Source organism: Streptomyces flavovariabilis (assembly GCF_000725785.1).
Lineage (GTDB): Bacteria > Actinomycetota > Actinomycetes > Streptomycetales > Streptomycetaceae > Streptomyces > Streptomyces hawaiiensis.
In genome coordinates this window covers 139,517-165,871 of sequence record NZ_JNXD01000013.1, presented here as the reverse complement: position 1 = coordinate 165,871, position 26,355 = coordinate 139,517, and the positions used below count along the sequence as shown (strand labels likewise).

Below are 26,355 nucleotides of genomic sequence, written 5' to 3'. Positions count from 1 at the left end.
TCAGAAAGCTCGATCCCGGGGAGCACTCTATGCGTAAGCGGTTACTGCGGGGACGGCTGTTTCGATTCTTTACCGAACATCGATCAGACCCAGGTGTCCAGCCACATCCGCGCCCGCCAGTCGTCGATCGGGATGGCGGTGCCCGTGTAGAGCGGCCAGAAGTAGATGAAGTTCCAGGCGATCAGGAGGACCAGGACGCCCGCGGCTGTGGCGCCCGCGACGCGGCGGGTGTCGGTGGAGCGCGGCGGGCCGATGATCGCGCCGAGGAGCATCGCCACCGCCAGGCACAGGAACGGCAGGAAGACGACGGCGTAGAAGAAGAAGATCGTGCGCTCCTGGTACATGAACCAGGGCAGGTAGCCGGCCGCGATGCCGCAGGCGATGGCGCCCGCGCGCCAGTCGCGGCGGAAGAACCAGCGCCACAGGACGTAGAGGACCGCGAAGCAGGCGACCCACCACAGCAGCGGTGTGCCGAGGGCGAGGACCTCGCGGGCGCACTTCTCGCCGGCGTCGGCGGGGCAGCCGTCCTTGCCGGGCGCGGGGGACTCGTAGAAGTACGACACCGGGCGGCCGAGGACGAGCCAGCTCCACGGGTTGGACTGGTACGTGTGCGGCGAGGACAGGCCGACGTGGAACTCGTACACCTGGTGCTCGTAGTGCCACAGGCTGCGCAGCCAGTCGGGCAGGAACGCCCAGCTGCCGCCCTTGCCGCTGGTCGCGGCCCAGTTGCGGTAGTAGCCGCCGGAGCCGTCCGTGGCGGAGAGGATCCAGCCGGCCCAGGACAGGACGTAGGTGACCAGGGCGACCGGGACCGTGGCGAGGAACGCCAGGCCCGTGTCGCGCTTGAGGACCGCCGTGTACGGGTGCCGGGCGCCGGCGACCCGGCGCGAGCCGACGTCCCACAACACCGCCATCAGGCAGAACGCGGCCAGGATGTAGAGGCCGTTCCACTTCGTGCCGATGGCCAGGCCCAGCATCAGGCCGGCCGCCCAGCGCCAGGGGCGCAGGCCCAGGCGCGTGGTCTCGGCCGTGTGCCGGTCGGGCCGGGCCCGGCCGTCGCCGTCCAGCGGCAGCGCGGCGGCGAGTTTCTCGCGGGCTCTGTCCCGGTCGACGAGCAGACAGCCGAACGCGGCCAGCACGAAGAACATCAGCACGCCGTCGAGCAGCGCCGTGCGGCTCATCACGAAGTGCAGGCCGTCCACCGCCATCAGCGCGCCCGCGAGACACCCCAGGAAGGTGGAGCGGAACAGGCGGCGGCCGATCCGGCACAGCAGCAGCACCGACAGCGTACCGAGCAGGGCCGTCATGAACCGCCAGCCGAACGGGTCGAACCCGAACAGCAGCTCGCCGAGGCCGATGACGTACTTGCCGACCGGCGGGTGCACGACGTACGCCGCGTCGGTCGGGAGCTTCACGTTCCCGCCCGACGACAGCACCAGGTCGTTGGCGTTCTTGGCCCAGTTGACCTCGAAGCCGCGGTGGACGAGACCCCACGCGTCCTTGGCGTAGTACGTCTCGTCGAATATCACCGCCTTGGGGCTGCCCAGGTTCCAGAACCGCAGCACACCCGCCAGCAGTGTGACGAGCAGCGGGCCGATCCAGCCCGACCAGCGCACCAGCCGCCCCGCGAGCGGGTGCGGGATGCTCAGCGCCGCCCACAGGCGCGGGCCGGGCTCGGTGTACGGCGGCACCAGGCGGTCACGGACGTCGCGGGCGTCGCTTCTGGGCTGCCCCTGGTAGCCGAAGCGGCGCAGCCGCTGCTGCCAGGACGGCCGCTGGTCGAGCGGCGCCTGGCCCTGCCGGGTGTCCGTGGAGGACGCGGTACTGGTCACCGCGCCATCGTAGGGAACCGTTCTGTGTGAGTCCCGTGCATGGCCGGTATGCGTCCGCATCCTCCGCCCCTGGGAGGAGTCCGCACCGGCCGCCCCTGGGAGGATGGGGGCGTGATCGGAACCCTCGTACTCGCAGGCACCCCCATCGGCGACATCGCGGACGCCCCGCCCCGGCTCGCCGAGGAACTGGCCGGAGCCGATGTGATCGCCGCCGAGGACACGCGGCGGCTGCGCCGGCTGACCCAGGCGCTCGGCGTCACGCCCAAGGGGCGGGTGGTGTCGTACTTCGAGGGCAACGAGTCCGCCCGGACGCCGGAACTGGTCGAGGAGCTGGTCGGCGGGGCGCGGGTGCTGCTCGTCACGGACGCGGGGATGCCGTCCGTGTCCGACCCGGGGTACCGGCTCGTCGCGGCCGCTGTGGAGCGGGACGTGCGGGTCACCGCCGTGCCCGGGCCGTCCGCGGTGCTCACCGCGCTCGCGCTGTCCGGACTGCCCGTCGACCGGTTCTGCTTCGAGGGGTTCCTGCCGCGCAAGGCGGGGGAGCGGCTGGGGAGGCTGCGGGAGGTCGCCGGCGAGCGGCGCACACTCGTCTACTTCGAGGCTCCTCATCGGCTCGACGACACGCTGTCGGCCATGGCCGAGGTGTTCGGGGCCGAGCGGCGGGGCGCGGTGTGCCGGGAGCTGACCAAGACGTACGAGGAGGTACGGCGGGGCGGGCTCGGGGAGCTGGCCGCGTGGGCCGCGGAGGGAGTGCGCGGCGAGATCACCGTCGTGGTGGAGGGGGCGCCGGAGAAGGGGCCCGAGGATGTCGGGCCCGAGGAGCTGGTGCGGCGGGTCCGGGTGCGGGAGGAAGCGGGGGAGCGGCGCAAGGAGGCCATTGCCGCGGTGGCGGTGGAGGCCGGGGTGCCGAAGCGGGTCGTCTTCGATGCGGTGGTTGCTGCGAAGCGTTCCGGGTGACGGTTGTGCGGGGCTTGTCGCGCAGTTCCCCGCGCCCCTGAGGGCGAGTTCGTGCGCCCCATGCGTGGGTAAAGGCGCCGGGGGGCTCGGGCAAGGGAGCCCCAAATCGGGGCCAACAGTCGACAGGTCTGCTGCCATCGGTCCGGCTGAGGAGTCCACTGGGTCGCGGGGACGGATTCGTCCTCACGCCACAGCGGAACAGGAGCTGGCATGAGTGAGATCGCAGGGCAGACCGGGCTCCGCGCCGGTGCGACCGCAGTCGTCAACGAGTCCTACTCCTTCGCCTGCATGCGGTGCGGGAACGGCTGGGAGCAGTCGTACGAGATAGAGCACCACACGGACGCGGCGGGCCACGAGTTCGTCCTCTATGTGGCGGACGGCAAGGTGGTGCCCTCACCGCTGAGCAAGCCCGAATGCCAGAACTGCGACAGTCACGTCGTGCGGATCATGCGGCCCGGACGGGTCGCGTCGGCGCGCGACGCGGCGCACCGGCCCTCCCGCGTGCCGCCACCCGCCGGGCCCGTTCAGGCACCCACCGCGGACGCCGGGGCCGGGGCGACGGACGGCCAGGAGCAGCGCGAGCACCACCACTGGCACCTGTCCGACCTGCTGCACCCCTTCCAGCGCAAGGCGAGCTGACCCGTCCGGCTTCCCTTGTCGACGCCCTCCCCGGTCCTCCCCCATCGGGGAGGGCGTACCCCTTTCGTAGGATCGGGGCATGCCTTCGAACGACTCCGGCCGCCAGGACAAGAACGCGGCCCCGCCGCTCCCGGAACCCCTCCGGGTGCCGGTCGCCGACTCCCACACCCACCTGGACATGCAGTCCGGCACGGTCGAGGAGGCGCTGGCGAAGGCGGCGTCGGTGGGAGTGACGACGGTCGTGCAGGTCGGCTGCGACCTCAAGGGCTCCCGGTGGGCGGCCGAGACGGCGGCGGCCCACGACGCCGTCCACGCGACGGTCGCCCTGCACCCGAACGAGGCACCCCGGATCGTGCACGGCGACCCCGACGGCTGGTCGCGGCAGGGCGCCCGCGAACCGGGCGGCCAGACGGCCCTGGACGACGCGCTCGCCGAGATCGACCGGCTGGCCGGACTGGCCCAGGTCAAGGGCGTCGGTGAGACGGGCCTCGACTACTTCCGCACCGGACCCGAGGGCAAGGACGCGCAGGAGCGGTCCTTCCGCGCCCACATCGAGATCGCCAAGCGGCACGGCAAGGCCCTGGTCATCCACGACCGCGAGGCCCACGCCGACGTCCTGCGCGTGCTGAAGGAGGAGGGCGCCCCCGAGCGCACCGTCTTCCACTGCTACTCCGGCGACGCCGAGATGGCGCAGATCTGCGCGAGCGCCGGCTACTTCATGTCCTTCGCCGGCAACGTCACCTTCAAGAACGCCCAGAACCTGCGGGACGCGGTGGCGGTGGCCCCGCTGGAGCTGCTCCTCGTGGAGACGGACGCGCCCTTCCTCACCCCGGCGCCCTACCGCGGGCGGCCCAACGCCCCCTACCTGGTGCCGGTCACGGTGCGGGCCATGGCCGAGGTGCGCGGCACCGACGAGGACACGCTGGCCACGGCGCTCGGCGCGAACACGGCACGCGCGTTCGGTTACTGACCCCGCCCGCCGTCCTCACCGCACGACTGTGCGTAGTCGCGTCGCTTTGGAGAGTGACGAACGCTCCGCTAGGTTCTGGGGGCCCGATCCGGACCCCTCTGGACCCCCTCCGGCCCCTGGAGCGCGTCGGCGTGAGCAACTCGCGGTACGAGACGTACGAGACGTATGGCCCGGCCTGCACCGACCCGGTGTACGGCGGCTTCGACGCGGCGCCGGCCGGCCTGCACAGCGCCGAGACGCTCGGTTACGGCACGCCCGGGGGAACCGGTGCCCACGAGGACACCTACCGGCCCGCCTACGAGACGCCGACCCGGCCCGGGCTGCCCCGGCAGGGCGCTCCGGACGACGGGCCCGCGCCCGGGCCCGCCGGGTACCCCGACCCGGGCATGGGCGCCCGCGCCGGATCGCGTGCCGCGGCGCGCACCGGCTCGCACCGCAGAGCCGCACGCCGCCGCAAGACGCGCTACGCCGAGCGCCCGGACAGCCCCATGCGGCGGCTGCTCCCGCAGGCCCTGGTCGTCGCCTTCCTGGCGGGCGGCACCACGGCGTTCGTCGCCAAGGACAAGGCGATCGAGCTGAACGTCGACGGCAAGGCGCGCACGCTGCACACCTTCGCCGACGACGTCACCGAGCTGCTGGCGGATGAGGGCGTCGAGGTCGGCGCCCACGACGTGATCGCGCCCGGGCCCGGCACACAGATCAGCAGCGGCGACGAGGTCGCCGTGCACTTCGCCCGCCCCGTGCGGCTCACCCTCGACGGACACCGGCGTCAGGTGTGGACGACCGCCCACACGGTGGAGGGGGCGCTGCGCCAGCTCGGCGTGCGGCAGGAGGGCGCCTACGTGTCCACCTCGCGCTCCCGGAGCATCGGCCGCGAGGGGCTCGCACTGGATGTGCGGACCGAGCGCACGGTCACGATCATGGCGGACGGCCGCGCCCGCACGGTACGCACCAACGCGGCGACCGTACGGGAGGCCGTCGAGGAGGCCGGGATCACCCTGCGCGGCCAGGACACCACGTCGGTCCCGCAGGGCAGCTTCCCGCGCGACGGGCAGACCGTGACGGTGCTGCGGATCACCGGCGGCAAGGAGGTCCGCGAGGAGCCCATCCCGTTCCAGGTGCGGCGGACGGACGATCCGGCCCTGTTCCGCGGCACGGAGGTCGTGGAGCAGGCGGGCGAGCCCGGCCTGCGCCGGGTCACCTTCTCCCTGCGCACGGTCAACGGCGTCCGGCAGAAGCCGCGCCGGATCGGATCCGAGGTGGTGCGCGAGCCGCGCCCGCAGGTCGTCAAGGTCGGCACCCAGCAGCGCCCGGCGTCCGTGCAGGGCGCCGACCACCTCGACTGGCAGGGCCTCGCGGCCTGCGAGTCCGGCGGCCGGCCCGACGCGGTCGACGCCTCGGGCACCTACGGCGGCCTCTACCAGTTCGACACCCAGACCTGGCAGGCCCTCGGCGGCAGCGGCCGCCCCCAGGACGCCCCGGCAGCGGAGCAGACGTACCGGGCGAAGAAGCTGTATGTACGGCGGGGGGCCAGCCCATGGCCGCACTGCGGTGCACGGCTGCGCGGATAGGGGGCGACCGAACCCCCGTACCCTTGTCCCGTGACCAGCAGCCCCACCCCCGACGCCCTCCTGGGCCCCGCCGACATCCGCGAGCTCGCGGCAGCCCTCGGCGTACGCCCGACCAAGCAACGCGGACAGAACTTCGTGATCGACGCGAACACCGTCCGCCGTATCGTCCGCACCGCACAGGTCCGCCCCGACGACGTGGTCGTCGAGGTCGGCCCGGGGCTCGGGTCGCTCACCCTCGCGCTGCTGGAGGTCGCCGACCGGGTCACGGCGGTGGAGATCGACGACGTGCTCGCCGGCGCGCTGCCCGCGACCATCACGGCCCGCATGCCCGGGCGCGCCGACCGGTTCGCCCTGGTCCACTCGGACGCCATGCACGTCACCGAGCTACCGGGTCCCGCCCCGACCGCCCTGGTCGCCAACCTCCCCTACAACGTTGCCGTCCCGGTCCTGCTGCACATGCTCGACACCTTCCCGGCCATCGAACGCACCCTCGTCATGGTCCAGGCGGAGGTCGCCGACCGGCTCGCCGCCCCGCCCGGCTCGAAGGTCTACGGTGTCCCCTCGGTCAAGGCCAACTGGTACGCCGAGGTCAAGCGCGCCGGTGCCATCGGGCGGAACGTGTTCTGGCCGGCGCCCAACGTCGACAGCGGCCTGGTGTCCCTGGTCCGCCGGAGCGAGCCGCTGAAGACGACGGCCTCGAAGCGCGAGGTGTTCGCCGTCGTCGACGCGGCGTTCGCCCAGCGCCGCAAGACGCTGCGTGCCGCGCTCGCCGGCTGGGCCGGATCCGCCGCCGCCGCCGAGGAAGCCCTGGTCGCCGCCGGAGTCTCGCCGCAGGCCCGGGGCGAGTCGCTGACCGTGGAAGAGTTCGCGCGTATCGCCGAGCACAAGACGACCCAGCACCAGGAGAAGGAGTCCGCGTGAGCGTCACGGTCCGCGTCCCGGCCAAGGTCAACGTCCAGCTGGCGGTCGGTGCCGCCCGCCCCGACGGCTTCCACCCCCTGGCCAACGTCTTCCTCGCGGTCGGCCTCTACGACGAGATCACCGTCACCCCGGCCGACGAGCTCCGCGTCACCTGCGACGGCCCGGACGCCGACCAGGTCCCCCTGGACGGTACGAACCTGGCGGCGCGGGCGGCCCAAGCGCTCGCCGAGCGGTACGGCCGCAGCCCCGACGTCCACCTCCACATCGCCAAGGACATCCCGGTCGCCGGCGGCATGGCGGGCGGCAGCGCGGACGGCGCCGGCGCCCTGGTGGCCTGCGACGCGCTGTGGCAGACCGGCGCGCCCCGTGACGAACTCCTCGAGATCTGCGCCGAGCTGGGCAGCGACGTGCCGTTCAGCCTGGTCGGCGGGGCGGCCCTCGGCATCGGGCGGGGCGAGCAACTGACGCCCCTGGAGGTCGGCGGCACCTTCCACTGGGTGTTCGCCATGGCCCGCCGGGGCCTTTCCACCCCGGCGGTCTTCCGCGAGTTCGACCGGCTCGGCGAGGGCACGGACATCCCCGAGCCCGTCGCCTCCGGGGAACTCCTCGCCGCCCTCGCCAAGGGCGACCCGGACGCGCTCGCCGCCGCCGTCTCCAACGACCTCCAGCCCGCGGCCCTCTCCCTCTTCCCGGAACTCGCCGCCACCCTGGCCGCGGGCCGGGCCGCCGGCGCCCTCACCGCGCTCGTCTCGGGCTCCGGCCCGACCACGGCGTTCCTGGTCCGCGACCCGGAGTCGGCCGCCGCGGTGGCGCAGGCCCTCCTGGCGTCCGGGACGTGCCGGACGGTGCGTACGGCGTCGGGCCCGGCGCCCGGGGCGACGGTCGCCGGGCGTTAATCGGATGCCGCCGCCACTGCCGGGCGCCTAGGCTCCCCCAGTTGTTTCACGAGGGGGGCACAGGCGTGCGGGAACTGGTCGCGGCGGTACGGCGCGGAGACGTGGACGAGGTCACGGCGCTGCTGGAGTCCGGGGCCGACCCCGACACCCTCCAGGACGGCCTCCCGGTCCTCTGCCTGGCCGTGGCCGCCTACGACGAACCCGTCGCCGAGGCGCTGCTCCGGGCCGGTGCCGACCCGCTGCGCCGGCTGCCCGACGGGAGCACCCCCCTGCTGCGGGCGGTGGACGGCGGATCCCACGTGCTGACCTGCGCGCTCACCTCGCACCGGGTGCCGCTCCCGGCGCCGGAGCGTGCCGAGTTGCTGGCCCGTGCCCGGCACTGGACGGAGGAGGGTGCCGAGGCCGGGCTGCGCCGCCGCACCGGCCTGACCGGGCCGGTGACGCGGGTCCGGGTCGAGGACGACGAGGTCGGCTGGTGGTGCGAGCAGCTCACGCTCGGCCCGGTGACCGTGCGCGACGAGCACCGGGCGGTCCTCACCTCCACGGAGGCCCGCTACGGCATCCGCACCCCCTTCGACGAACTGGTCGCGCGCGCCCTCGCCCACCCCGACCGGGACCACGTCGTGTGGTGCGACGTCGTGTTCACGCTCGGCCGGCGGCTCGACGAGGAGACCTGGCAGTGGAGCCGGGATCTGCTCAACCACCCCGACCGGCTGCACCGCCTGCTCGCCGCCGACCTCCTGCTGGGCCTGATCCTCGGGGACGTCGTCAAGGGCCACGACCCGTTCTGGGAGAGGGGCCGGGAGCTCGTGCCCTGGGCGGAGCAGGAGGAGGACCCGGAGGTGCTGGCGGTTCTCCTGCACGGCATGACCCACGACAGTGCCCCGGAGATCGAGGCCGTCGGACTGTCGTACCTCACCCACCCGGACCCCAGGGTCCGTGCCCTGCTGCCGGAGACCGTGCAGTGGGCCGAGGACGGCCGCCCCCAGGTCAGTTCCGAGAGCCTCACGGCCGTGCTCACCCTGGCCCGCGACGAGGACCCCGGCGTACGCGAGGCGGCGTGCCGCTGGCTGGGCCACTACCGGGGGCGCGAGCCGGAAGTGGGGGACGCGCTGGTCGCGCTCACCCATGACGAGCGGCAGCCGGTGCGCATCTGCGCCGTGTCCGGCCTGGCCTACCGAGACGATCCGCGCTGCGTGGAGGCCGAGCACCGCATCGGCCCCCTCGACCCGGAGCTGCCGTTCGACGAGCGGCTGATGGACGTGTTGCGCTACCAGCGCCGCCGGGAAGCCGCGGACTGCGGCTGAACGCCCCGGCCGGAGCACCCCGCCGCGCGACTACCCTGGAGGGTCGATCGTCCCCCCTGTCAGGAGAGTAATGGCCGTCAACCTGGTCAATGTCGAGAACGTCAGCAAGGTGTACGGCACCCGTGCCCTGCTCGACGGCGTCTCCCTCGGCGTCTCCGAAGGGGACCGCGTCGGTGTCGTGGGCCGCAACGGCGACGGCAAGACCACGCTCATCCGCATGCTCGCCAGGCAGGAGAGCGCCGACACCGGGCGGGTCACGCACTCCGGCGGGCTCCGCCTCGGCGTGCTCACCCAGCACGACTCCCTCGACCCCGAGGCCACCGTCCGCCACGAGGTCATCGGCGACATGGCCGACCACGAGTGGGCGGGCGAAGCCAAGGTCAGGGACGTGCTGACCGGCCTGTTCGGCGGGCTCGACCTGCCGGGGTTCCCCAAGGGCCTGGACACCGTCATCGGCCCGCTCTCCGGCGGTGAGCGGCGCCGGATCGCGCTGGCCAAGCTGCTCATCGAGGAGCAGGACCTGCTCGTCCTGGACGAGCCCACCAACCACCTCGACGTCGAGGGCATCGCCTGGCTCGCCCGGCATCTGCAGAACCGCAGGTCGGCACTGGTGTGCGTCACCCACGACCGGTGGTTCCTCGACCAGGTGTGCACCCGCATGTGGGACGTCCAGCGCGGCGCGGTCTACGAGTACGAGGGCGGCTACTCCGACTACGTCTTCGCCCGTGCCGAGCGCGAGCGCATCGCCGCCACCGAGGAGGTCAAGCGGCAGAACCTGGTCCGCAAGGAGCTGGCCTGGCTGCGCCGCGGCGCGCCCGCCCGTACGTCCAAGCCGCGCTTCCGCGTCGAGGCCGCCAACGAACTCATCGCGGACGTGCCGCCGCCCCGGGACAGCAGCGAGCTGATGAAGTTCGCCTCCACCCGGCTGGGCAAGACCGTGTTCGACCTGGAGGACATCACCGTCCAGGCGGGCCCCAAGGTCCTCCTCAAACACGTCACCTGGCAGCTCGGGCCCGGCGACCGGATCGGCCTGGTCGGTGTCAACGGCGCCGGGAAGACGTCCCTGCTGCGGGCCATGGCCGAGGCCGCCACGTCCGACGGCGAGACCCAGCCCGTGGGCGGGCGCGTCCGCGTCGGCAAGACGGTGAAGCTGGCCTACCTCTCCCAGGAGGTCGCCGAACTCGACCCGGCCACGCGGGTGCTGGAGGCCGTGCAGCAGGTGCGCGAGCGCGTCGACCTCGGCAAGGGCCGCGAGATGACCGCGGGGCAGCTGTGCGAGACGTTCGGCTTCACCAAGGAGAAGCAGTGGACGCCCGTCGGCGACCTGTCCGGTGGTGAGCGCCGCAGGCTCCAGCTGCTGCGCCTGCTCATGGACGAGCCCAACGTCCTCTTCCTCGACGAGCCCACCAACGACCTCGACATCGAGACGCTGAACCAGCTGGAGGACGTGCTCGACGGCTGGCCCGGCTCGATGATCGTCATCTCCCACGACCGGTTCTTCATCGAGCGCACCACCGACCGGGTGTTCGCCCTGCTCGGCGACGGTGCTCTGCGGATGCTGCCGCGCGGGATCGACGAGTACCTGGAGCGGCGCCGGCGCATGGAGGAGGCCGCGGCCGCCTCGGCCCCCGCGGCCGCGCAGCAGCAGTCCGCAGCCCCGGAGAAGAGCGCGGCCGACCAGCGCGCCGCCAAGAAGGAGCTCCAGAAGATCGAGCGGCAGCTCGACAAGGTCTCCGAGAAGGAGACCAAGCTCCACGCCCGGATCGCCGAAAACGCCACGGACTTCGCGAAGGTTGCCGAACTGGACACCGAGCTGCGTGAGTTGGCAGGTCAGCGCGAGGAGCTGGAGATGCGCTGGCTGGAACTCGCCGAGGATGCGTGAAGGGTGCGTGAAGACGCGTAACGACGGCATCACGGGCCGGTCCTCCCTTGGGAACAGCGGGTGATACGGCCCGGCCCGTTGACGGAACGGGGTGATAGAAAGAGCCGTCTTAGAACTTTATGAAGCGACTCTGAGCCCATTGAGCATCTCAGGGCGTGGCTAAAAATCAGTGATCGAACGGGGGAGCCGCTGATGACTCAGCCGCCCAGTCAGCCACCGCACGGTGGCTTCGGACCACCGCAGAACCAGCCGCCGCAGGGCGGTGGTCACGGGGCACCGCAGACCCCGCCACCGCCTCAGGGCCCGCCCCTGACGCCGCCGCCCCCGCAGGGCCCGCCGCAGCCCGGGTACGGCTACCCGCAGCAGCAGCCTGCCCAGCAGCCCGGCCCGTACGGGCAGCCGGGACAGCCGGGGCCGTACAACCCCGGCCCCTACGGCCAGCCGCAGCAGCCGGGCCCCTACGGCCAGCCCGGCTACGGCTATCCGCAGCAGCCGCAGTACCCCGGTGCGCCCGGCACCCCGCCCGGGGGCGGCTCGAACAGTCCCTTCAAGGGCAAGCCCGCCCTGATCATCGGCGCCGCGGTCGCCGCGCTGCTGGTCGTCGGCGGGACCGTGTGGGCCGTCACCGGCGACGACGGCAAGGGCAAGAAGAAGCCCGTCGCCCAGCAGACCGACGACGCCAAGCCCGGCTCCTCCGCCCCGGTCAACCCCGGTGACGGCAGCGGCGACGGCGGCGAGGACCCGGAGAACCTCAACGAGGGCCGCCAGGCCGGCGAGGCCAAGGTCCTCTGGTACAAGGAGGCGCCCGACGCCCCCGGCTCCGGCGCCGACGCCGACGGCATGTGGATCACCGGCAAGACCGCGGTGAAGGCCGCCTACAAGCAGCTCTTCGCCTACAACGTCGGTGACGGCAAACCCGCCTGGGACGCGATCACCTTCCCGCAGAAGATCTGCGCGACGACTCCGCAGAAGACGTCCGACGACAAGATCGTCGTCGCGTACATGAGCGGCAGCAGCGACCGCGCCAAGTGCAACCAGCTGCAGGAGATCGACCTCGGCACCGGCGAGAAGGGCTGGAAGGAAGAGGTCGCCGACGGCGCCCTGTTCGACTCCACGCTCTCCGTCGAACTGTCCATCACCGGCAAGACGCTGATGGTGGGCCGCTCCCAGTCCGGCACGGCCTACGACGTCACCAACGGCGACAAGCTCTTCGACAAGAAGCGCTACGGCAACGCCTGCTTCCCCGCCGCGTTCGCCGGCGGCGAGAAGCTGATCGCCGTCTCCTCCTGCGGCGCCGGCACCGACAAGGAGCACGACGAGGTCCAGGAGCTCGACCCGAAGACCGGCAAGGCCAGGTGGACCCAGCCGTTCGACAAGGGCTGGCGGGTCGCGCGCACCTACTCGGTCAGCCCGCTGGTCGTCTACAGCACCAACGAGGACAAGAAGGCCTGGAACATCTCCACCTTCACCTCCGGCGGCAAGTTCCGCTCGCAGGTCGGCTTCGACGAGGACTTCGCCCCCGAGTGCGGCTGGGCGATCCTCGAACGCGACCTCACGGGCTGCCAGGGCGTCGCCGTCGACGACTCCACGCTGTACCTGCCGACCAAGGCCACGTCCGGCGCCAACGAGATCGTCGCGGTCAACCTGGCGAACGGCAAGGAGAAGTGGCGCGTGAAGTCCCCCTCCGACGAGTCGATGATGCCGGTGAAGACCGAGGGCGGCAAGCTCATCGCCTATGTGCAGCCGTCGTACGACGCGGGCGGGCAGATCGTGTCCATCCCGACCGGCGGCAGCAGCCACAAGCCGGCCAAGCTGCTGCAGAACCCGCAGGCTGCCGCGGACATCGAGGACAGCTTCTTCTCCAAGGACACCGACTGGGTCGACGGGCGCTTCTACATCTCGACGACACGGCTGAGCGGGAACGACGACACGAAGGAGAAGTTGATGCTCGCCTACGGCAAGTGACTCTTCCTCCTTCCGCGTTTCCTCCGTCGTCCGTCCCCTTCCCCGAGGTACCCACGCCATGACCCAGCCGCCGCCCCCGCCGCCCCAGCAGCCCCCGCAGGGGGGCGGCTTCGGGCCGCCCCAGGACCAGCCGCCGCAGACCCCGCCGCCCGCGGCCGGGCCGAACCTCGGTAAGGCCCCGGAGCCGGGGTACGGCTACCCGCAGACGCCTCCACCGGCCGCCCCGCAGTCCCCGCCCCAGCCTCCGCAGGGTTACGGGTATCCGCAGGGTGCTCCGGCGCCCCAGCCTCCGCAGGCGCCGCCCGGCTACGGTTACCCCGGCCAGCAGCCGGGGGCGTACGGGCAGCCGCAGCAGGCGCCCTACGGGCAGCCGGGCTACGGGCAGCCGGGGTACGGGCAGCAGCCCGGTTACGGCTATCCGCAGCAGACGCCGCACCAGCCGCAGCCCGGACAGCCGGGCGGCGGCGGGAAGTTCAACGCGCAGCTGGCGATCATCGTCGCCGCGGTGGTGGCGATCGCCCTGATCGTCGGCGGTGGTGTCTGGTACGCCTCGTCCGGCAAGGACGACGGCAAGAAGGACGACACCGCCTCCTCCGGCGGCGGCACCGGCGGCACGGACGACGACAACGGCGGCACCACCTCCGGCAAGGAGAAGGCACCGTCCGACCCCAGCGCCAAGGTCCTCTTCCAGGTCCCGGCGCCCGAGGTGAAGAACGACAGCACGGTCGTCGTCTCCGGCTCGTGGCTCACCGACAAGGCGTACGTCAAGAGCGGCATCGCCCAGATCGTCGGCTACGACCGCGACAAGGGCGGCGAGCTGTGGAAGATCCCGCTGGACGGCCCGGTCTGCCAGGCCGCCCGTCACGTCACCGACGACAACCTGACGGCGATCCTGTACCAGCCGGCGATGCCCACCAAGGCCGACCCGTCGCACGGGTGCAGTGAGATCGCGCTGATCGACCTGGATGCCGGCAAGAGGCTGTGGACCAAGACCGTCAAGACCGGTGACCAGCTGATCACCTTCGACAACGTCACCCTCAGCGGGAAGACCGTCGCCGTCGGCAGCACCAGCGGCGGCGCCGCCTTCGACGTCTCCGGCAAGCTCCTGTGGAGCCCGAAGCCGACCGACTCCTGCTACGACGCCGGGTACGGCGGCGGCGAGAAGCTGGTCGCGGTCCGCAAGTGCGGCTCCTACGACCAGCGGCAGCTGCACATCCAGACCATCGACCCGAAGTCCGGGAAGGTGATCTCGGAGTACAAGATGACCGAGGGCATCGAGTACGCGAGCATCGTGTCGACCAACCCGCTGGTCGTGGCCGCCGACGTCGGCGACTCCGCGGGCGACGGCAGCGGCATCTCCGACTTCTTCTCCATCGACGGCAAGACCGGCAAGCTGCGTACGCGCATCTCCGCGCCGGGCGAGCAGTTCGCGGCCCGCTGCGAGGGCATCACCCGCGTGGAGGCCTGCAACCTGCTGGCCGTCGGCAACGACCGGCTGTACCTGCCGACCGAGGAGCACGACGGCACCGGCAAGTACAGCCAGACCAACGAGATCGTCGCCTTCGACCTCGCCACCGGCAAGCAGACCGGGCAGCGGGCCGACGCGGGCGACGGCTACACGATCTCGCCACTGCGTATGGACGGCGGCAACCTGATCGCGTACAAGCGCCCCCCGTACGACAAGGGCGGACGGGTCGTGAGCATCGCCGGGGGCAGCTTCAAGGAGACGACGCTGCTGGAGAACCCCTCGACGGACTCGGTCCGCGACGTGGAGACCAGCATGTCGCCGGAGTACTCCGAGTTCCTGTACGCCGAGGGGCACCTGTACATGTCCAAGGTGTACGCGAGCAAGCGGTCGACGGTGAGGGAGAAGGAGTACCTGGCGGTCGGCTTCGGTACGAGCTGACCGGGTGCTGATCGGGCTCTGACCCGGTGCTGACCGGGTGCTGACCGGTTCTTGATCACTGGTGGCCGATGCGGCCCCGTCCCTGTTCAGGGGCGGGGCCGTTCGTGTGTGGCGCCGTCAACCTGAGGTGAGAGGGATTTCGGCGATCCGGGGCGATTCTCGCGGGTAGGGGGAGCGCAACGTCGAACAAGCGTGTAGCTTCCGGGGGCATGAAGGCGGGGGAGCCGGGGGGCTTCCATGGGGGGCTGGGGTGACTGGGGGGTTGCTCGATGGGAGTGCGGCTCATGGTGGTCGACGACCACCGATTGCTGGCCGAGGCGCTGGCTTCGGCGTTGAAGCTGCGGGGGCACCGGGTGCTGGCCGCGGCGGCACCGGCCGCGGGGGCGGCGGAGCTGGTGATCACGCGGGCGCCGGAGGTGTGCCTGCTGGGGACGGCGACGCCGGCGGAGCCGGGGATCTTCGACCCGGTGGTGAGGATCAAGCGGGAGCGGCCGCAGGTCGCGGTGCTGGTGCTGGGGCCGGTGACGAGCCCACGGGGCATCGCGGCGGCGTTCGCGGCGGGAGCCTCCGGGTATGTCCGGCACGATGAGCGCATAGAGGGTGTCGAGCGGGCGATCATGAAGGCGCGGGCGGGGGAGGCGGCGGTGGCGCCGCAGCTGCTGCAGGGAGCGTTCAGCGAGTTGCTCAACCCGGCGGCCCAGCCGGACGACGAGGGCCAGCGGCTGCTCCAGATGCTCACGCCGCGCGAGGTGGAGGTCCTGGTACGTGTCGCCGACGGCGAGGACACCCGCATGATCGCGGCGGGCATGGGCATCGCACCGTCGACGGCGCGCACGCACGTCCAGCGGGTCCTGATGAAGCTGGGTGTGGGATCGCGTCTGGAGGCGGCGGCGTTGGCGGCGCGGACGGGGTTGCTGGACCGGGCGGGGCCGGTGCAGCGGGAGTAGCACTCCATCGCCGTGGTGGGTCGGGGCCGCGCCGGGGGGTGTCCGTCCTCGGAACGGCGCGATGGGCTTGCGAACCGACCAACCGTCCGTTGACGCGCCAACCAGCTGCGGGCGGACACCCCCCGACACGTCCCCTTGCGTGCGTACGGCGGCTGCGGGCGCGTCCCGCCCCAGCTGCGGGCATGCGTGCCGCCCTAGCTGCGGGCATGCGTGCCGCCCTAGCTGCGGGCATGCGTGCCGCCCTAGCTGCGGGCATGCGTGCCGCCCTAGCTGCGGGCATGCGTGCCGCCTAGGGCGGCACGGGTGGGCGCAGCGGCACCTCGCGCCGCCGAGTTGCGCACCCACCCGGCCTCGGCATCAACGCCGTGCACCGGATAACCCCGGGCTACTCCACCCGCTCGTCGTCCTCTGGCTCAACCCCCGGAGGCACCGGTGCCACCGGCCTCAGCTTCAGCCACACCAGGAAGAACAGGCCGAGGGCCAGCATGCCCAACCCGGTCCACAGGTTGATGTTCACCCCCTCCGCCTTGTCGATGTCCGCGTCGGACGCCGTGAACCCCGCGATCGTGACGATGACGCCGTAGACCACGAACAGGCCGCCGATGATCCGCCGGATGTCGAACAACCGCGCGGCGGTCGCCGACTTGCCCTGCAGCTCGGTGATTTCCCGCTGCAGGTCCTTCTCGGAGTGGGACTCGGACATGCTCGATCAATCCTCCGTCGGTCAGAACGAGAACGGGATGTAGCAGGCCGCGGCCAGGACGATCGCGCCCCAGCCCAGCAGTGCCGGCTTGCGGTACCAGGCCTCGTCCCCGGGTGCCGGCGGCTCGGTCATGCCGGGTGAGGTCGTGCCGTAGACCAGTCCCTGGAGTTCCCCGGCGGGCTTCGGCGCGGTGAAGAGCGACACCGCCACCATGACGACCGCGCCCGCGACGAAGCCCGCGATGGCCGAGACGAAGTTGGCGCCCTGGTCTGAGGGGATGTCGACGATGTCCTGCTTGTAGAGGACGAAGTAGTTGACCATCGCGGCGGTGGTGCCCGCGAACAGTCCCCAGAAGCCGGACTTCATGGACGCCCGCTTCCAGAACATGCCGATGATGAAGACGACGAACATCGGCACGTTGAAGAAGGAGAACAGCGTCTGGAGGTAGGCCATGATGTTCGAGAAGGACCGGGCGAGGAACGCCGTGCCGATGGAGGCGAGGACACCGACGGCGGTGATGAGCCGGCCGAAGCGCACGTAGTACCCGTCCTCGCGGCCCTTGACGACGTACTTCGCCCAGATGTCCGTCGTGAACACGGTGTTGAAGGACGACACGTTCGCCGCCATGCCCGCCATGAACGCCGCGAGCAGGCCGGTGACGGCGATGCCCAGCACACCGTTGGGCAGCAGCTGCTCCATCAGGTACGGGATGGCGTCGTTGTACTGGAGGTCGGAGTCGGCGGTGCCGATCTTCGGGACCAGGACCGCGGCGACCAGGCCCGGGATCATCACCAGGAACACGATGAAGATCTTCGGGAACGCGGCGATCAGCGGGGTGCGCTGCGCCGCCGAGAGGTTTTTCGCGGACAGGGCGCGCTGCACCTCGGCGAAGTTCGTCGTCCAGTAGCCGAAGGAGAGGACGAAGCCGAGGCCCAGGACGATCGTCAGCCAGTTCGCGCCGAGCGGGTTGTCGCTGCCGATGCCCGTGCCGCCCCAGGACGTCATGAAGTCCGAGCCGTGGCTCTGGGTCAGGGAGTCGGACAGGCCGTCCCAGCCGCCGGCCTTCTTCAGGCCGAGCACGGTGATCGGGATGAGCGCGGCGAGGATGACGAAGAACTGCAGGACCTCGTTGTAGATCGCCGAGGACAGGCCGCCGAGGGTGATGTACGCCAGGACGAAGAAGCCGGCGACCACGATCGCCACCCACTCCGGCCAGCCCAGCAGCGCCTCCACGACGATGGCCAGGGCGTAGAGGTTGACGCCGGCGATGAGGATCGCGGCGAAGGCGAAGAGGATCGAACTGAGCAGGTGCGCCGCCCTGTCGAAGCGCAGCAGCAGGAACTCGGGGACCGAGCGCACCTTGGAGCCGTAGTAGAAGGGCATCATCACCAGGCCGAGGAAGACCATGGCCGGGATGGCGCCGATCCAGTACCAGTGCGTGGTGTAGACGCCGTACTGGGCGCTGTTGGCGGCCATGCCCAGGATCTCGGTGGCGCCCAGGTTGGCCGCGATGAACGCGAGACCGGTGACCCAGGCGGGCAGGGAACGGCCGGAGAGGAAGAAGTCGAGACTGGTCTTCACCGAGCGGCGGGCGGCGAAGCCGATGCCGAGGACGACGACGAAGTAGATGCCGAGGATCGTGTAGTCGAGCCAGTTCGTGGGGAGTCGCAGCTCGGCTGCCAGATGTGTGGGGGTTTGCATGAGCCCTCGCTTTGTTGCGCGAACCGACACCTCGCGGAATCCACTCCTCCGCGTTCGGTAATTGAACACGTCGGCTGGTGCTCTTTGTTTGATTGTGATGTTGACGGGTGTGGTGAGTTGTGTTTTTATATGTTGAGTTATGTTTGATGGATGAGGAGTCCGGCGTGAAGAAGACCTCGACCCGGCTGGCCGACGGCCGCGAGCTCATCTACTACGACCTGCGTGACGACACCGTGCGGGACGCGGCCGACCGCCGCCCGCTGGACCGCACCGTCACCACGTCCGAGGTCCGCCGCGACCCCCTGCTCGGCGACTCCGTCGCCATCGCCTCGCACCGCCAGGGCCGCACCTACCACCCGCCGGCCGACGAGTGCCCGCTGTGCCCGTCGGCGGGCGATCGCCTGAGCGAGATCCCGGACTCGTCGTACGACGTCGTCGTCTTCGAGAACCGGTTCCCCTCGCTCGCCGGCGACTCGGGCCGCTGCGAGGTCGTCTGCTTCACCTCCGACCACAACGCGTCCTTCGGTGAGCTCACCGAGGAGCAGGCGGGCCTGGTGCTGGAGGCGTGGACGGACCGCACGTCGGAGCTGTCCCATCTCCCCTCCGTCGAGCAGGTGTTCTGCTTCGAGAACCGGGGCGCCGAGATCGGCGTGACCCTCGGTCATCCGCACGGGCAGATCTACGCCTACCCCTTCACCACGCCCCGCACCGCCCTGATGCTCCGCTCGGTCGCGGCCCACAAGGAGATGACCGGCGGGGAGAACCTCTTCGACGCCGTCCTGGAGCGTGAACTCGCCGGTGAGCGGGTCGTCCTGGAGGGTGAACACTGGGTGGCCTTCGTGCCGTACGCGGCGCACTGGCCGTACGAGGTCCACCTGTATCCCAAGCGCCGCGTGCCCGATCTTCTCGGGCTGGACGAGGGCGCTCGCACAGAGTTCCCCCAGGTCTATCTGGAACTCTTGAGGCGATTCGACCGGATCTTCAGGGAAAGTGAGTCTCCGACGCCGTACATTGCGGCCTGGCACCAAGCCCCGTTCGGCGCGCTGGAGGAGTTCGACGGTGTCGTGCGCGAGGACTTCGCGCTCCACCTCGAGCTTTTCACCATCCGCCGCACTTCCGGCAAACTGAAGTTTCTCGCGGGTTCCGAGTCCGGCATGAACGTGTTCATCAACGACGTGCCGCCGGAGCGCGCGGCCGAGCGACTGCGAGAGGTAGCGAGTTCATGAGCGGGAAGTACCTGGTGACGGGCGGCGCGGGATACGTCGGCAGCGTGGTCGCGCAGCACCTGCTGGAGGCCGGTCACGAGGTCGTCGTCCTCGACAACCTCTCCACGGGCTTTCGCGAGGGCGTCCCGGCGGGCGCGTCGTTCGTCGAGGGGGACATCCGCGACGCCGCCAAGTGGCTGGACTCCTCCTTCGACGGCGTGCTGCACTTCGCCGCGTTCTCGCAGGTCGGCGAGTCGGTCGTGAAGCCGGAGAAGTACTGGGACAACAACGTCGCCGGCACCATGGCGCTGCTGGCCGCGATGCGTGAGGCGGGCGTCCGCAAGCTCGTCTTCTCCTCCACGGCGGCCACGTACGGCGAACCGGAGCAGGTCCCGATCGTCGAGTCGGCGCCCACGTCCCCGACCAACCCCTACGGCGCCTCGAAGCTCGCGGTCGACCACATGATCACGGGCGAGGCCGCGGCGCACGGCCTGGGCGCGGTCTCGCTGCGCTACTTCAACGTCGCGGGCGCGTACGGCGAGTACGGCGAGCGCCACGACCCCGAGTCCCACCTGATCCCGCTGGTCCTCCAGGTCGCGCAGGGCAGGCGCGAGGCGATCTCGGTCTTCGGCGACGACTACCCGACGCCGGACGGCACCTGCGTGCGCGACTACATCCACGTCGCGGACCTGGCCAAGGCCCATCTGCTGGCCCTGACGGCCGCCGCCCCCGGCGAGCACCTGATCTGCAACCTCGGCAACGGCAACGGTTTCTCGGTCCGCGAGGTCATCGAAACGGTCCGCAAGGTGACCGGCCACCCGATCCCGGAAGTGGTCGCCCCCCGCCGGGGCGGCGACCCGGCGGTCCTGGTGGCGTCGGCCGCCACGGCCCGCGAGAAGCTGGGCTGGAACCCGTCCCGAGCGGACCTCGCGGGGATCGTCGCGGACGCGTGGGACTTCGCACAGAACATCGCAAGGGAGCAGTAGTGGGCGCACAGCAGGTGCGGGACGGTTTCGAAGAGCTGTACGGAGCCGCCCCCGAGGGTGTCTGGGCGGCCCCGGGCCGCGTCAACCTCATCGGTGAGCACACCGACTACAACGACGGCTTCGTGATGCCCTTCGCGCTGCCGCACACCGCCGTGGCGGCCGTCTCCCGGCGCGCGGACGGCGTGCTGCGCCTGCACTCGGCGGACGTCGAGGGCGGGGTCGTCGAGCTGCGCGTCGACGAGCTGGCGCCGGAAACGGACCGGAACTGGACGGCGTACCCGTCGGGTGTCCTGTGGGCGCTGCGCGAGGCCGGTCACCCGGTCACCGGCGCGGACATCCACCTCGCCTCGACGGTCCCCTCCGGCGCGGGCCTGTCGTCGTCGGCGGCGCTGGAGATCGTGGTCGCGCTGGCCCTCGACGACCTGTACGAACTGGGCCTGAAGCGCTGGCAACTGGCCCGCCTGTGCCAGCGCGCGGAGAACGTCTACGTCGGCGCCCCGGTCGGCATCATGGACCAGACGGCGTCGGCCTGCTGCGAGGCCGGCCACGCCCTGTTCCTCGACACGCGCGACCTGTCCCAGCGTCAGATCCCCTTCGACCTGGCGGCCGAGGGCATGCGCCTCCTGGTCGTCGACACGCAGGTCAAGCACTCCCACAGCGAGGGCGAGTACGGCAAGCGCCGCGCCGGCTGCGAGAAGGGCGCGGCCCTGCTGGGCGTCGACGCGCTCCGGGACGTCCCCTACGCCGGCCTGGACGCGGCCCTGGCCCGCCTGGGCGACGAGGAGGAGGTCCGCCGCCTGGTCCGCCACATCGTCACGGAGAACGAGCGCGTCGAACGGGTCGTCTCCCTCCTGGAGTCGGGCGAGACCCGCGCGATCGGCCCGGTCCTCGTCGAGGGCCACGCCTCGCTCCGCGACGACTTCCGCATCTCCTGTCCCGAGCTGGACCTGGTCGTCGACACGGCCCTGGCCTCCGGCGCCCTGGGCGCCCGCATGACGGGCGGCGGCTTCGGCGGCTCGGCGATCGTCCTCGCGGAGGAGCCGGACGTGGACGCCATCACCAAGGCGGTGACAGAGGCCTTCGCCACGGAGGGCTTCACAGCGCCCCGCGTCTTCGAAGCGGTCCCGTCGGCGGGTGCGCTCCGGGTGAGCTGACCCGCCCGGACGAACGGCGCCCTCCCCCTCACCGGCGAGGGCGCCGGCGACCTGCGAGCAGCCGACGGCCGTCTGGGCCGAGCCTCTTCGTCAGCGTGTACTCCGTGATCCCCGGCGGATAGTCCGGCACCACGCACACCACCTCGTAGCCCTGCTTCTCGTAGAACCTCGGCGCCTGGAAGTCCCAGGTCTCCAGGCGGGCCGAGCGGCATCCGCGGGACGTTGTCGCGAGGTGTTCCGCCTGCGCGAGCAGCCGTGCGCCCAGGCCCCTGCCGCGGTGGCGTTCGTCGACCCAGAGGTAGGTCACGTGGAGCCAGGTCGCCCAGGTGTGCCCGACCAGGCCGCCGGCGAGGTCGTCGTCCCTGTCGTTCACAGCCCACACATGCAAGGGGACGTCCCTTTCGTCCGGGGTTCCGCGCAGGGCGCGCAGGACGGGAGAGGCGGCCCTGTTCGCGTCCCGCAGGCGTGCGCGGAGCAGATCACGTCGGGCCTTGTCGACTTCTGTCTCAAGACGGAACATGCGGCACACCATAAACGCGCCGGACAGTCAGTTCTGCAAATAACCTTCCGCTCCGGGCCCCCGTCCGTACCCTGATGAACAGCACCGGTGGGGGCCGGTGCCGATCAGGGGGCGGACATCCGGGTACGACGCCCGGGGTGGGGGTAGCGGTTACTGCACGGCGGCGGCCGTGCGGTCGGACGCAGCGGATCCGGACCACTCCGGCGTCGTACCCGCGCGGTGTCATCCTCCGAGGATGGGTATCCCCTGCTCTTCGGGAGCTCGGGGAAGGGGGTTTCGTGGTTCGCATCCGAGTCCTGGTCGTCGACGACCATCGCATCTTCGCCGAGTCACTCGCGGCGGCCCTGGCCGCCGAGCCCGATGTCGACGTCTCGGCGGCCGGCAGCGGTCCGGCCGCGCTGCGCAGCCTGGAGCGGGCGGTCGCCGAGGGGCGGCGGTTCGACGTGCTGCTCGTGGACGCCGACCTGGGCGGCAAGGTGCCGGGCGCCCGCCCGGCCGTACCCGTGCAGGAGGGCAACGAGGACGGGCTCGTCGACGGGATCTCCCTCGTCACGGGGGTGCGCTCGGCGCAGCCGAACGTACGGATCGTCGTGCTCGCCGAGAAGGATGATCCGCGGCGGGCGGCGCTCGCCCTGCAGGCCGGGGCCTCCGGCTGGGTGGCGAAGGACTGCTCGCTGTCGCGGCTCCTCACGGTCATCCGGGGCGTGCTGCGGGACGAGACGCATCTGCCGCCCGCCCTGCTGACGGGTGTGCTGCGGGAGCTCACCGCCGCCCGCAAGCACCGCACCGAAAGCGAGCGGCTGGTGGAGTCCCTCACTCCGCGTGAGCGGGAAGTGCTGCGGTGCATGGTGGCGGGACTGGGGCGCAAGGCCGTCGCCGAGCGCCTGTATCTGTCGCCGCACACCGTGCGGACCCATATGCAGAACGTTCTCGGCAAGCTCGGGGTGCATTCCACCCTCGCCGCCGTCGCCCTGGCGCGGCGGGCCGGGGTCGGGCCCGTGGACCTAGCCGGGGATGTTGTCGAACGGGGCGGTCAGCTGGCGTAGCAGCGCCGCCAGATCGCCGCGCTGGGCCCGGGAGAGCTCCGCGAGGATCGCGCGCTCCTGGTCCAGCAGACCCGCCAGGGCCTGGTCGGCGCGGTCCCGGCCCTCGTCCGTCAGCCGGACCAGGACGCCTCGGCGGTCACTGGGGTCGGGGAGCCGTTCCACCAGGCCCTTCTTCGCCAGGCGGTCGATGCGGTTCGTCATCGTGCCCGAGGTGACCAGGGTCTGGGTGAGGAGTTGTCCCGGCGAGAGCTGGTACGGCGTGCCCGCGCGGCGCAGGGCCGTCAGGACGTCGAACTCCCACGGCTCCAGGTGGTGCTCCGAGAACGCCAGCCGCCGGGCCCGGTCCAGATGCCGGGCCAGTCTGCTCACACGGCTGAGCACCTCGAGCGGTTCCACGTCGAGGTCCGGGCGCTCCCGGCGCCATGCTGCGACCAGCCGATCGACCTCGTCCTCCATGACGATCAGTGTAGTGGTTGTGTCGACGTAGAGTCTCTTGACGTCCAGTTTCTTGACATCGAGATACTGCGGGGATCACGCTGGGTGTGCGCCCCGTACGGACATCACCAGGACACCAGGAGGACCCATGCCCGCCGCCCCCACCTGGGACCCCGCCCAGTACCTCCGTCACGCCGATCACCGTGCCCGGCCCTTCACCGACCTCCTCGCCCGCGTCCCCGACCCGCCCACCGGGCCGCCCCGCATCGCCGACCTCGGCTGCGGCCCCGGCAACGTCACCACGCTGCTCGCCGCCCGCTGGCCCACCGCCCGGATCACCGGCTACGACAACTCGCCCGAGATGCTCGACAAGGCACACGTCGATCACGAGGGGCCGACCGCGGGGGGCGGGCGCCTGGACTTCGCCCACGCCGACGTGCGGACGTGGACGCCGGACGAGCCGTACGACCTGATCGTCAGCAACGCCACGCTGCAGTGGGTACCCGGACACGTGGAGCGGTTCGCCGACTGGGTGGCCGGGCTGAAACCCGGCGGCACCCTCGCCTTCCAGGTACCGGGCAACTTCGACGCCCCCAGCCACCGGCTCATGCGCGAACTCGCCGGTGCACCGCGCTGGCGCGGCCGGCTCGCCGGCACCCTGCGCCACGCCGACGCCGTCCTCGGACCCCAGGCCTACCTCGAGCGGCTGACGTCCCTCGGCTGCGCGGCCGACGTGTGGGAGACGACGTACATCCACCTGCTCCAGGGTGAGGACCCGGTGCTCGACTGGGTGAAGGGGACCGGCCTGCGGCCCGTGCTGACCGCGCTCGCCGACGAGCCCGAGGCGCGGCAGGCCTGCGTCGCCGAGTACCGGGCGGCCCTGCGCGAGGCCTGTCCGGCCGGCCCGCACGGCACGCCCTTCCCGTTCCGCCGGCTGTTCGCCGTGGCCCGGAAGCAGAGCGGATGATCACGCACTCGGCCGGGCCCGGCTCGCACCCCTCTACGCCTTGCGGCGCCCTATCAGGTGCGGCTTGGCCTCTATCCCGTCCAGGCCGTGCCACGCCAGGTTCACCAGGTGCGCGGCCACCTCGGCCTTCTTCGGCCTGCGGACGTCCAGCCACCACTGGCCGGTCAGGGCGACCATGCCGACCAGGGCCTGGGCGTACAGCGGCGCCAGCTTCGGGTCGAAGCCGCGGCTCTTGAACTCGCGGCCCAGGATGTCCTCCACCTGGGTGGCGATGTCCGAGATCAGCGAGGCGAAGGTACCCGTCGACTGGGGGATGGGGGAGTCACGGACCAGGATGCGGAACCCGTCCGTGTACTCCTCGATGTAGTCCAGCAGGGCGAACGCCGCCTGTTCGCACAGTTCGCGGGGGTGACCGGCCGTGAGCGAGCTGGTCACCATGTCCAGCAGGCGCCGCATCTCACGGTCCACCACGACCGCGTACAGCCCTTCCTTGCCGCCGAAGTGCTCGTACACCACCGGCTTGGAGACCCCGGCCTTCGCCGCGATCTCCTCCACCGACGTGCCCTCGAAACCCTTCGCCGCGAAGAGCGTGCGACCGATCTCCAGCAGCTGCTGACGGCGCTCGGCACCGGTCATCCGGGTGCGACGCGCTCGCCGCGGCTTGTCATTGCTGGGGTTGCTGCTCGAATCGGTCGCCACAGCGACCATCATGCCGCCTCGACGGACTCCTTCCCGCGCGGGGAGCCGCCTTCCCCGGTGTCACGGCGCGAATCGATACGGGAGCGTGACGGCCAGCGCACGTCGTACGCCCAGCCCGCCATCTCGAACCAGCGGATCAGCCGGGCGGACGAATCCAGCTGGCCGCGCATCACCCCGTGCCGCGCCGAGGTCGGGTCGGCGTGGTGCAGGTTGTGCCAGGACTCACCGCAGGACAGGACCGCCAGCCACCACACGTTGCCCGAGCGGTCACGCGACTTGAAGGGGCGCTTGCCGACCGCGTGGCAGATCGAGTTGATCGACCAGGTCACGTGGTGCAGCAGGGCCACCCGCACGAGCGAACCCCAGAAGAACGCGGTGAACGCGCCCCACCAGGACATCGTGACCAGACCGCCGATCAGCGGCGGCAGGGCCAGCGACAGCACCGTCCACAGGACGAACTGGCGGGAGATGCTGCGGAGCGTCTTGTCCTTGATCAGATCCGGGGCGTACTTCTCCTGCGACGTCTGCTCCTCATCGAACATCCATCCGATGTGCGCCCACCACAGGCCCTTCATCAGGGCCGGAAGGGTCTCACCGAACCGCCACGGCGAATGCGGATCACCCTCCGCGTCGGAGAACTTGTGGTGCTTGCGGTGATCGGCCACCCAGCGCACCAGCGGACCCTCCACCGCCATCGAGCCCGCGATCGCCAGCGCGATCTTCAGCGGCCGCTTGGCCTTGAAGGAACCGTGCGTGAAGTGACGGTGGAAACCGATCGTGATGCCGTGGCACCCCAGGTAGTAGAAGAAGACCAGCAGACCGAGGTCCAGCCAGCTCACCCCCCAGCCCCACGCCAGCGGCACGGCCGCCAGCAGCGCGACGAACGGAACGGTGATGAAAAGCAGGAGGGCGATCTGCTCGATGGACCGCTTCTTCTCGCCGCCCAGCGTGGCGGGTGCGGCATCGGTGGCCTGACCGGGCGCCTTCGGTGCGTCCTCGATCACGTCGGAACTACTGGTCATACGCGTCCCCTGGGGGGTATGTGGATGGAGAAGGATCGGCCGGGGCACGGCAACCGTGACCTGCTTCCTACGGGACCGTAACCTACGGCATCGTAAGTATGTCAGTGCGTCGCCCGGCGGCAAG

General features: G+C 71.3%; 23 protein-coding genes. 16 read left to right on the top strand and 7 right to left on the bottom strand.

Features of this window, described 5'->3' with window-relative positions; genetic code table 11:
• Positions 1-83 precede the first annotated feature (83 nt).
• On the bottom strand, positions 84-1,832 hold the full coding sequence (locus IO24_RS0123990) for a dolichyl-phosphate-mannose--protein mannosyltransferase (RefSeq protein WP_031138693.1): 1,749 nt from the start codon (positions 1,830-1,832) through the stop codon (positions 84-86).
• Between the two features lie 111 nt (positions 1,833-1,943).
• Here IO24_RS0123990 and rsmI point away from each other — a divergent pair, with 111 nt between their 5' ends.
• The 11 genes from rsmI to IO24_RS0123935 all read left to right on the top strand — a co-directional run bounded on the left by rsmI (position 1,944) and on the right by IO24_RS0123935 (position 15,793).
• Positions 1,944-2,789, top strand: a complete 846-nt coding sequence (gene rsmI / locus IO24_RS0123985; RefSeq protein ID WP_031138691.1) for a 16S rRNA (cytidine(1402)-2'-O)-methyltransferase — start codon at positions 1,944-1,946, stop codon at positions 2,787-2,789.
• 210 nt (positions 2,790-2,999) lie between these two features.
• On the top strand, positions 3,000-3,428 hold the full coding sequence (locus IO24_RS0123980; protein ID WP_031138689.1) for a hypothetical protein: 429 nt from the start codon (positions 3,000-3,002) through the stop codon (positions 3,426-3,428).
• 79 nt (positions 3,429-3,507) lie between these two features.
• Positions 3,508-4,398, top strand: a complete 891-nt coding sequence (locus IO24_RS0123975) for a TatD family hydrolase (RefSeq protein ID WP_031138687.1) — start codon at positions 3,508-3,510, stop codon at positions 4,396-4,398.
• Positions 4,399-4,529: 131 nt separating this feature from the next.
• Positions 4,530-5,969 (top strand): resuscitation-promoting factor, encoded by a 1,440-nt coding sequence (locus tag IO24_RS0123970; protein ID WP_031138685.1) that lies wholly within the window; start codon positions 4,530-4,532, stop codon positions 5,967-5,969.
• A gap of 30 nt (positions 5,970-5,999) precedes the next feature.
• Positions 6,000-6,890, top strand: a complete 891-nt coding sequence (rsmA, locus tag IO24_RS0123965; protein WP_031138683.1) for a 16S rRNA (adenine(1518)-N(6)/adenine(1519)-N(6))-dimethyltransferase RsmA — start codon at positions 6,000-6,002, stop codon at positions 6,888-6,890.
• Complete coding sequence (locus tag IO24_RS0123960) at positions 6,887-7,786, top strand: 4-(cytidine 5'-diphospho)-2-C-methyl-D-erythritol kinase (RefSeq protein ID WP_031138681.1); 900 nt, start codon at positions 6,887-6,889, stop codon at positions 7,784-7,786. The genes rsmA and IO24_RS0123960 overlap by 4 nt, the downstream gene beginning before the upstream one ends.
• A gap of 65 nt (positions 7,787-7,851) precedes the next feature.
• The gene (locus IO24_RS0123955) at positions 7,852-9,093 is read left to right on the top strand and encodes a HEAT repeat domain-containing protein (RefSeq protein WP_031138679.1); all 1,242 of its coding nucleotides are present in this window, start codon (positions 7,852-7,854) and stop codon (positions 9,091-9,093) included.
• A gap of 70 nt (positions 9,094-9,163) precedes the next feature.
• Entirely contained in the window at positions 9,164-10,975 is a 1,812-nt protein-coding gene (locus tag IO24_RS0123950) for an ABC-F family ATP-binding cassette domain-containing protein (protein ID WP_031138677.1), read from the top strand.
• Between the two features lie 192 nt (positions 10,976-11,167).
• Positions 11,168-12,940: an outer membrane protein assembly factor BamB family protein gene (locus tag IO24_RS0123945; protein WP_031138675.1), complete on the top strand. Its 1,773-nt coding sequence runs from the start codon at positions 11,168-11,170 to the stop codon at positions 12,938-12,940.
• 58 nt (positions 12,941-12,998) lie between these two features.
• Positions 12,999-14,846: an outer membrane protein assembly factor BamB family protein gene (locus IO24_RS0123940; RefSeq protein WP_031138673.1), complete on the top strand. Its 1,848-nt coding sequence runs from the start codon at positions 12,999-13,001 to the stop codon at positions 14,844-14,846.
• A 269-nt stretch (positions 14,847-15,115) separates the two neighbouring features.
• The gene (locus IO24_RS0123935) at positions 15,116-15,793 is read left to right on the top strand and encodes a helix-turn-helix transcriptional regulator (protein ID WP_078899319.1); all 678 of its coding nucleotides are present in this window, start codon (positions 15,116-15,118) and stop codon (positions 15,791-15,793) included.
• Between the two features lie 385 nt (positions 15,794-16,178).
• Here the strand turns inward: IO24_RS0123935 and IO24_RS0123930 are convergent, their stop codons facing one another.
• Positions 16,179-16,496 (bottom strand): hypothetical protein, encoded by a 318-nt coding sequence (locus IO24_RS0123930; protein ID WP_031138669.1) that lies wholly within the window; start codon positions 16,494-16,496, stop codon positions 16,179-16,181.
• A gap of 21 nt (positions 16,497-16,517) precedes the next feature.
• A complete protein-coding gene (locus IO24_RS0123925) occupies positions 16,518-18,197 on the bottom strand; it encodes a sodium:solute symporter family protein (RefSeq protein WP_031138666.1) in 1,680 nt (559 codons plus the stop codon).
• Between the two features lie 164 nt (positions 18,198-18,361).
• Between IO24_RS0123925 and galT the strand changes: the two genes are divergently transcribed.
• From galT to galK, 3 genes are read left to right on the top strand one after another with little or no spacing between them, the layout of a single operon-like run.
• Positions 18,362-19,423, top strand: coding sequence for a galactose-1-phosphate uridylyltransferase (gene galT, locus IO24_RS0123920; protein WP_031138664.1), 1,062 nt, complete (start codon positions 18,362-18,364; stop codon positions 19,421-19,423).
• Positions 19,420-20,388, top strand: coding sequence for a UDP-glucose 4-epimerase GalE (gene galE / locus IO24_RS0123915; RefSeq protein ID WP_031138662.1), 969 nt, complete (start codon positions 19,420-19,422; stop codon positions 20,386-20,388). The genes galT and galE overlap by 4 nt, the downstream gene beginning before the upstream one ends.
• Positions 20,388-21,542, top strand: a complete 1,155-nt coding sequence (gene galK, locus IO24_RS0123910; protein ID WP_031138660.1) for a galactokinase — start codon at positions 20,388-20,390, stop codon at positions 21,540-21,542. Before galE ends, galK begins: the two co-directional genes overlap by 1 nt.
• A 28-nt stretch (positions 21,543-21,570) precedes the next feature.
• Here the strand turns inward: galK and IO24_RS0123905 are convergent, their stop codons facing one another.
• The gene (locus IO24_RS0123905; protein WP_199808845.1) at positions 21,571-22,074 is read right to left on the bottom strand and encodes a GNAT family N-acetyltransferase; all 504 of its coding nucleotides are present in this window, start codon (positions 22,072-22,074) and stop codon (positions 21,571-21,573) included.
• A gap of 266 nt (positions 22,075-22,340) precedes the next feature.
• Between IO24_RS0123905 and IO24_RS0123900 the strand changes: the two genes are divergently transcribed.
• Entirely contained in the window at positions 22,341-23,108 is a 768-nt protein-coding gene (locus IO24_RS0123900) for a LuxR C-terminal-related transcriptional regulator (RefSeq protein ID WP_031117914.1), read from the top strand.
• Here IO24_RS0123900 and tamR read toward each other — a convergent pair.
• Complete coding sequence (gene tamR / locus IO24_RS0123895; RefSeq protein ID WP_031138654.1) at positions 23,067-23,564, bottom strand: MarR family transcriptional regulator TamR; 498 nt, start codon at positions 23,562-23,564, stop codon at positions 23,067-23,069. The genes IO24_RS0123900 and tamR overlap by 42 nt on opposite strands.
• A gap of 127 nt (positions 23,565-23,691) precedes the next feature.
• Between tamR and IO24_RS0123890 the strand changes: the two genes are divergently transcribed.
• Positions 23,692-24,510 (top strand): trans-aconitate 2-methyltransferase, encoded by an 819-nt coding sequence (locus IO24_RS0123890; RefSeq protein ID WP_031138652.1) that lies wholly within the window; start codon positions 23,692-23,694, stop codon positions 24,508-24,510.
• A gap of 33 nt (positions 24,511-24,543) precedes the next feature.
• Here IO24_RS0123890 and IO24_RS0123885 read toward each other — a convergent pair whose 3' ends face one another.
• Positions 24,544-25,221: a TetR/AcrR family transcriptional regulator gene (locus IO24_RS0123885; protein ID WP_031138650.1), complete on the bottom strand. Its 678-nt coding sequence runs from the start codon at positions 25,219-25,221 to the stop codon at positions 24,544-24,546.
• Positions 25,218-26,231, bottom strand: a complete 1,014-nt coding sequence (locus IO24_RS0123880; protein WP_031138648.1) for an acyl-CoA desaturase — start codon at positions 26,229-26,231, stop codon at positions 25,218-25,220. Before IO24_RS0123880 ends, IO24_RS0123885 begins: the two co-directional genes overlap by 4 nt.
• Positions 26,232-26,355 lie beyond the last annotated feature (124 nt).